Origin of the sequence: Lamprobacter sp., from assembly GCF_034860625.1 — a bacterium.
Classification (GTDB): Bacteria; Pseudomonadota; Gammaproteobacteria; order Chromatiales; family Chromatiaceae; genus Lamprobacter.
This window is the reverse complement of the sequence record NZ_JAYESN010000480.1, coordinates 1-1581: the sequence shown is the minus strand read 5'-3', so window position 1 is coordinate 1581 and position 1581 is coordinate 1. Positions and strand designations below refer to the sequence as shown.

The following is a 1581-nucleotide window of genomic DNA, read 5'->3' as shown; positions in this document are numbered from 1 at the left end:
TTGCAGTCCCACGAAGTCGGGCTCTTTGTCGCCGCTTAGGATGTATGGTCGCTGGTCGGTCACGGCCAAACCAATACTGCTGCTGCCCTCGACTGGCAGAGGCATCCTTGGCAGCCGATACTCGTACGTATTACCGATCGCGCAACCGCCCAACAGCGCTATGACGAGTGCTAATGGCAGCAAAAGTGCTCGCTGTGTAAAAAGAAACTTAGGCCAGCGATTTTTGACGTTATGGGCGCCGAACGATAATTCTGTCTTAATTTTCATTCACAGAATCCCAATTATTAGCGTTCTGAAAAGATCTGGACGAGAACCTCTTTCACCATGTCCTCTGGCGACTTACGCGCAAGTGAACTCCGCATCGAATTTCCTCTCGCCAACACCAAATCATTCTCAGCATCCCGAACCTGAATCGATAGATTAATCATGTACATCGTGATATCCCACATCCATTTATCCTGATAGGTCACAATTGCATCCACTTGATAGGGTGGCTGCTGCTCGGCACCGGAGGTCGCGCGCTTGCCCATCATTGTCAGCTCATCAGCGATCAGGCGCTCGACCCCTCGACCATCTGCTGGCAGCTTGCGAACGTAAAAGCTATCCAGATCCGCGAGGTCAACTCCAGGGATCTTTTCCGCCTCCAGCGAGGATGCACAGCCGCTCAACATCAGCACCGCGATAACCAGCATCATCCGCAGATAAGACACACCGCCTGTCAACCGCTCCAGCAATCTCTTCATCTTCGATCTCCATTGATTGGCCGCTAAGCGCAAGGAACGGTCATCGCCCCTTAGAAATTCGGCCGATCTCCAACACATCAATCAAAGCCAATGCAATCACATGGCGAGAGTTTGCCGATGAGCACTACAAACGCCACTAGCTTACTGTGAGTTGAAGCCGCTAATAATTGACAACTTCGTGGAGACTGGCTCAGAAACTGTAGCGCAACAAGTTTGTGCCCACAATGCTGCCCGAACGATTTTTGGCTCAAAGTCGCATAGCCAGTAACAATCGTCGGCATTTGTTGCCATCTGCGGAAAACCTGGATACCATTGCGACGCGCTGAGTCTGGTCGGGTTATTAGCGCTTGAAAAGCAGGCCTAAGCGTTCGTCCGTCCACAGCTAGCTCTGCTAGCTGGGCTGCCTCCGACCACGCTGTCATCCACTCCATCGTCAACACAAGGACATAGCCGTAGCTTAGGGTTCCGAGGGATGATCAGAATAACGCGTATCGCGGTCCTACTTTTGATGCTGGCATCTACCATGCCCCCGGCGCTCGCTGAGAAGCTACCGGCCTGGGAGATCGGCTTCGGCGGCGGCGCGCTGCGCATCCCGGACTACCGCGGAGCTGGCCAGTCTGGAACCTACCCTTATCCTTTCATCATGCCTATTTACCGGGGCCGGCATCTGCAGGCGGATGAAGAGGGGATCAAAGGCATCCTAGGCGAATCGAGCCGCTTCCGCCTAGACTTCAGCGTCTACGGCAGCGTGCCGGTCAACAGCGACAACGACGCCCGCAAGGGGATGGACGACCTCGACCCATTACTCGAGATCGGCCCGATGCTCCGCTACAAGGCA

3 protein-coding genes are annotated in these 1581 nt (G+C 54.3%); 1 reads left to right on the top strand and 2 read right to left on the bottom strand.

What is annotated here, in order from left to right; translation table 11 throughout:
- Together VBE63_RS29045 and VBE63_RS29040 are read right to left on the bottom strand one after the other, a co-directional pair.
- Nucleotides 1-267: hypothetical protein (locus VBE63_RS29045; RefSeq protein ID WP_323686453.1), on the bottom strand; the 267-nt coding region annotated here is incomplete at its 3' end.
- Nucleotides 268-284: 17 nt separating this feature from the next.
- Entirely contained in the window at nt 285-743 is a 459-nt protein-coding gene (locus VBE63_RS29040; protein WP_323686452.1) for a hypothetical protein, read from the bottom strand.
- Nucleotides 744-1251: 508 nt separating this feature from the next.
- Between VBE63_RS29040 and VBE63_RS29035 the strand changes: the two genes are divergently transcribed.
- On the top strand, nt 1252-1581 hold a 330-nt coding region (locus VBE63_RS29035), incomplete at its 3' end, for a MipA/OmpV family protein (RefSeq protein ID WP_323686451.1).

What these genes read in the sequence shown, in the direction of transcription:
- VBE63_RS29040 (WP_323686452.1), bottom strand. Translation starts at nt 743, where the DNA reads ATGAAGAGATTGCTGGAGCGGTTGACAGGCGGTGTGTCTTATCTGCGG.